This is a genomic window from Roseovarius sp. MBR-51 (assembly GCF_053628575.1).
Genome location: NZ_JBRJGQ010000050.1, coordinates 1 through 4,991, shown reverse-complemented (window position 1 = coordinate 4,991; position 4,991 = coordinate 1). Strand labels below are relative to the sequence as shown.

Here is a 4,991-nt window from a genome sequence, read left to right as displayed (position 1 = left end):
TTGCTATATGAGGGCCGCACGCTCCAAGGCGCTCGCCCCAAACTGGCCGACTTTTGCTCCGCCACAATGGCCGAATTTTACTCCGCCGTTGACAGGGGGGGCGTTGAAATGCGGGCGCGTCGACCAAGCCTAGGTAGTAATCGAGATATAGCACCCGGCCCTGCAGGTTGGGCAGAGGTTGTCCGGCATCCGATAATTTGGGGGCTTTGTCAGGTTGTTATGTCGCGACGTGATAAAGATCCGCGTCCCGTTCATGCAGCCATTTCAGGCGCACAGTTGTTCCAGAGGCCGAACGCTTCAGCCCGAGATTGGCGGTAGGATTTTGTGAGAAGTCGATGGCGCTTTGGGCGGAAGATGGCGGCGGCTTGATCATGGATGGATAGAAGGCGCTGCGCCTGGCGTGGGGATTTGAAACGCCCCATGACCGTCGGGCCGTTGCCGTTTCGACCGCCGCCGGCACGTGATGAGCTTTTGTAAAGCTGGGTCGGTCGATTGGCGAAGGCCAATCATTGCTCCGCTGAAGAGCTTTGCGGCTATCTCGGGTTGGGGCAGGGTAGGGGCTAAGTGAGTGATCTAAGGGAAGCGAGCTGAGCGCGGCTTTGTGCGGCGCTTCAGCGGATCCCGGATGAGATCACAGCCATGACCCTTCCGGACACGATGCATCTTCCTCTGGCATGCGTGTCGCGCCATGACTTGCTGCATTGTCCTAGATGCGTAGAGAAATCGCCCGATCTGGTTCTTCGCCATTGACGTTTTGCCTGGTCGCTGACATGCGAAACCTGTGGTCTAGCTCTTGCGGCGAAACATCCGGCGGAAAGCCTGTCAATCCGGCTACTTATGCGCGCCGCTTGCAGTGCGCAAGTCCTTCAAGCCGCAGTAGGGATCGAGGATCTCAGGAAGGTGCGCCGTATGGATTTACCGGGACGTTCGGAAGCAAGGCATCCGACCAGGATGGAAACACATGGAATGAGCCAGCCCAGTGCATCCGAGAGTGCTCTGAAAGCAGCACTTCAGGCCATATCCGAGCTCGGACCTGACGCAAATCGTGAAGGGCTTTCCGCCCCAGATCATTGCTCATGTTGTCTGGCTCTACGCCCGGTTCAACTTGAGCCTGCGCGAGGTTGAGGAGATGATGCTGGAACGTGGCGTAGACGTTTCATACGAGCCGATCCGGCGCTGGACCGTCAAGTTCGGCCCTCTGATCGCCCACGTTCTGCGGCGACGGCAGCCGCGTCCCGGCGATGTCTGGCACTTAGACGAAGTCGTCGTGAAGATCGTGGGCCGGTCTTACTGGCTCTGGCGCGCGGTCGACCAACACGGCGTTGTTCTTGAAGAAATCCTTCAATTCAGGCGAGACAAACGCGCAGCACAGCGGCTTTTGGTCAAACTGATAAAACGCTGGGGCTTCGTTCCCAAAAGGATCATTACGGACAAGCTGCGCTCCTACGGGGCAGCGAAACGCGAGGTCGCGCTTGGCCTTGATCATTGGTCCCACAAGGGGCTCAATAACCGTGCAGAAAACAGCCATCTCCCTTTTCGAAAACGAGAGCGCGTGATGCAGGGTTTCCGATCGTCGGGTAGTTTACAACGCTTCGTCTCGATGCAATCCGCAATTCCTTCTCCGTACCAGCCCGCCGTCGTTTCGCTCTCACCATCCGCTACCATCGACTCGAAGCATTCGAGGCGTGGCAATCCGCGGCAAACGTCGCTTAATCAACGATCGGCATGCCAACTTGCAAGCTCGGCTAGTTAACGTGACAACACCCCGAATTGTCCAAAATGGCGTCGGCAAGCAGCTTCTTCAGCTTCCCATTCTCATCCTCAATCGCCTTCAGACGCTTCGCCTCACTGACATCCATGCCGCCATACTTGGCTTTCCATTTATAGACAGTTGCATCGCTGACACCGTGCTTGCGGCACAGATCGGCCACGGAAATACCAGCCTCATGCTCTTTCAGGATGCCAATAATCTGGTCTTCGGTAAATCTGCTGTGCTTCATCTCGGGTCCTTTCGGTTGGGCCAGAGTCTATCTCAAACTGGATTAGATGCAGGGGGCAACGTCAAGCGCAGTCAGGTTATGGGTCACATAGGTCCGAAGGCCCATCGTTCGTGCCGTTTCTGACATCGCCGCTTCCGTTGCGCAAAAAGGATTGCAACAGGTGAAACGTCCATAGATGTGGAATTTACAGAACTACGTCCATGAGTTATAATTTACACGCTTGCCCCCCAGAAATCCATTTACTACCCGGGTTCGATATTACCCGATTGTCCACAGGAAAAGAGAAGGCATGGCTGCTAAGAGTGGCGTGGATTTCACCAAGGGCAACTTGACAAAGCACGTCAGTGTGATGTCGTTCACGGCCAGCATTGGCATTCTTGCGATTTACGTCGTCGACCTTCTGGATCTGCTCTTCATCTCTATGCTGGGCGACAAGGAATTGGCGGCGGCAGCCGGGATGGCCGGCACCCTTCTGTTCTTCGTGAGCACGATCAATATCGGGCTTTCTATTGCAACCGGAACGCTGGTCGGTCGCGCCCTTGGAAAGGGTGATGCGCAGCAGGCGCGCGAGATGACCGGCACCGCGATTATGGTGTCTACCATTGTCGGAATTGTGGTTCCTGTGTTGATGATCCCCAACCTCTACCTTTTGCTGGGATGGATCGGTGCCACGGACGATCTAGCCGATCTGGCCTATAGCTACATCATCATTCTCCTACCTGCGACGGTCTTGTCCGGTATCTCGATGAGCCTCGTCACTCACCTGCGCGCCGATGGCGCTGCGGGCAAGGCGATGTATCCTTCGCTATGTGGGGCGCTGGTCAATCTGGTGTTTGACCCAATCCTGATCTTCGGGCTCGGAATGGGGCTTCAGGGGGCGGCCGCAGCCACGGTGATGGCGCGCGCCGCGACGCTGGCCGTAGCACTTTATCCATTTCGGGGCGAAATCCGGGAAATACTGTTTCCAGGCTTTCTACCTTTGCGCAAGCACATTTACGAGATTGGCAGCTATGCGCTCTACTCAGCGTTTGCGTCGGTCGCAGCACCAATCGGCCAGGCGATGATGATGCGCCAGTTTGCCTCCTTCGGGCATGAGGCGGTCGCTGGCATCTCGATCATCGGTCGCCTTGCCCCGGTGGTCTTTGCCGTCATCAACGCACTGTCGGGCGCCATCGGGCCGATCATGGCGCAGAACTACGGTGCGAACAAAATGGAACGGGTGCGCGAGGCCTATCGAGCAGCCGCGAAGTTCCTCGCGCTTTATGTCGCCGTGGTGGCCCTGCTGCTCTTTCTGCTGCGCTCGCAGATTGCGTGGCTCTTTGGCGTGACCGGGGTGGCGCAGGAATTGATCTATCTCTATTGCAGCCCGTTTGCGATCATCGCCTTCTTCAACGGCCTGATCTCCATTTCGAGTGGTGCGCTGAACAGTCTGGGGCAGCCAAGCTATGTGATGGGTTTCAGTTGGGTCAAGAACACCGTGGGGCTACTGCCGTTTCTGTTGGCTGGTTCGTATCTCTACGGCCTTTGGGGGCTTGCGTTCGGATTGCTGCTGCATACGGCAGTTTTCGCATACATCTCGGTTCGGCTGGCGAAGAGTGTCTACCTCAAGAAGGTCGCAAGTACTCTGCCTAAAGAGGATTTCACGCCGGATCAGGCGCAGACACACAGCATGATGATGCGGGAAGGCGCTGTACAGATGTGAGGCTTCCGAGAACCTCGTCCCCCGGTTAGCGTGCTTTGCTGGTCCTGCGATCCAGACCGGTATAATGCCCCCCTTCAAGAATACCGAGTAAGTCAGCCGCGATTGCTGATAACGCGTTGGACAGGCCGCGCAAAAGGACGCCCAATCGAGCCGATCTGGTCCGAGGTTAACGCTTATAGCGAAAATGTGTTGAAAATAGACCACTCTCAAGGCGGGATGATGCTTTTCAATTGCGAAAATTGCAAAGCTTAATGACACTTTGATATTCGTTGGGAGCCATACTTCAGCCCGCATTAGAAGCCGACTGCGCTCCGTCCCCTGTCTAAGGCGCCCAACCACGCGCAGTCAGGCCGCCTCGGAACGGCCATTCTTGGAAGCGACATAGACCCCCGAAAGGTCCGGAAATTCAATGTTGGATTGCGGGATCGCGTCAACCGGACCGAAAATCGGAGTGCGCGCCAGAACCGCGTCGCGCTGTTCCCGAACCTTGGCTGTCAGAAGGTGGATAGGCTTTGCCAACCCAGGGTAGCTGCGTGGTTCCATCGCCGGTTTATAACCAAAGTAGCGGCGGTAGAACGCGGCATGCTCGGCACGCACCGGCGCAAGGCCCAGATCGATATCGTAGAAGATTATAGCCAGACATGGGATGCGCAGTGCTAAAAAATGCAACGGCACGCGCTGTTTGCGGGCCGCAGGATCGATCACAAGGCGGGTCGAATCGAGCGCCGTCTGTCCGCGTTTGATGTCCTCCAGAATCTCGGGAAACACCTCCAGCGTCGGTGACGTAAGCGAGAGCTTGGAGATCAGGTGCAGGCGTACCGACGCCAACATCTTTCCATCCATTTCAACACCGACGTGGACGCAGTTCGCCGTCTCGTCGAATGCGTCGGACATGATCCTGCGCTCGTTTTCGGCGACCGACCGTTCGGCGCGATAGCATTTGTAGCGCAGGCGATATACCTCCTCCAGGTCCTCGCTGTCGGTCAGAACCCTGTAGCGCGCGTGCTTCAACGCATCGATGGCTTGCTCGTTCATGATCGCTCCTTCCAAGCCTGCGCGACTACAGCTTTGCGCGACATACGAGGCGGTCGCTGTAGCCACGATAAACGGAGTCCTGCCTGAGGATTTCGAAGTCCGCTGCGGTGGCTGCCGATGCAATCTCTGTCTCGGTGTGCGTCCAGTAAGCGCCGTTCGTTTGTGCCTTGAAGATAGCCTTGTTCTGCTTGGCGATTTCTCGTCCCTGCCAAAAGACCCGGAGTGTGCCTGCCAGCCCATGTTCTTTTCTCAAG

2 protein-coding genes and 4 pseudogenes are annotated in these 4,991 nt (G+C 56.8%); 2 read left to right on the top strand and 4 right to left on the bottom strand.

Going from position 1 to position 4,991, the window contains the following annotated elements:
* Positions 1-251 precede the first annotated feature (251 nt).
* Positions 252-425 (bottom strand): annotated as a pseudogene (locus ACSSVY_RS22550) (IS6 family transposase); the annotation flags it as partial.
* A gap of 608 nt (positions 426-1,033) precedes the next feature.
* Between ACSSVY_RS22550 and ACSSVY_RS22545 the strand changes: the two are divergent.
* Positions 1,034-1,713, top strand: a pseudogene (locus ACSSVY_RS22545) (IS6 family transposase).
* A 56-nt stretch (positions 1,714-1,769) separates the two neighbouring features.
* On the opposite strand, the pseudogene ACSSVY_RS22540 reads toward ACSSVY_RS22545, so the two are convergent.
* Positions 1,770-2,000 (bottom strand): annotated as a pseudogene (locus ACSSVY_RS22540) (transposase); the annotation flags it as partial.
* Positions 2,001-2,289: 289 nt separating this feature from the next.
* On the opposite strand from ACSSVY_RS22540, the gene ACSSVY_RS22535 reads away from it, so the two are divergent.
* Positions 2,290-3,702 carry an MATE family efflux transporter gene (locus tag ACSSVY_RS22535; RefSeq protein WP_454272266.1) on the top strand — a complete coding sequence of 471 codons (1,413 nt, stop codon included), beginning with the start codon at positions 2,290-2,292 and terminating at the stop codon, positions 3,700-3,702.
* A gap of 345 nt (positions 3,703-4,047) precedes the next feature.
* On the opposite strand, the gene ACSSVY_RS22530 is transcribed toward ACSSVY_RS22535, so the two are convergent.
* The gene (locus ACSSVY_RS22530) at positions 4,048-4,737 is read right to left on the bottom strand and encodes an N-acyl amino acid synthase FeeM domain-containing protein (RefSeq protein WP_454272264.1); all 690 of its coding nucleotides are present in this window, start codon (positions 4,735-4,737) and stop codon (positions 4,048-4,050) included.
* Between the two features lie 25 nt (positions 4,738-4,762).
* Positions 4,763-4,991, bottom strand: a pseudogene (locus ACSSVY_RS22525) (class I SAM-dependent methyltransferase); the annotation flags it as partial.

Excerpts from the sequence above, each read along its gene's own strand:
- ACSSVY_RS22535 (WP_454272266.1), top strand. The coding sequence starts at position 2,290 with ATGGCTGCTAAGAGTGGCGTGGATTTCACCAAGGGCAACTTGACAAAG.
- ACSSVY_RS22530 (WP_454272264.1), bottom strand. The coding sequence starts at position 4,737 with ATGAACGAGCAAGCCATCGATGCGTTGAAGCACGCGCGCTACAGGGTT.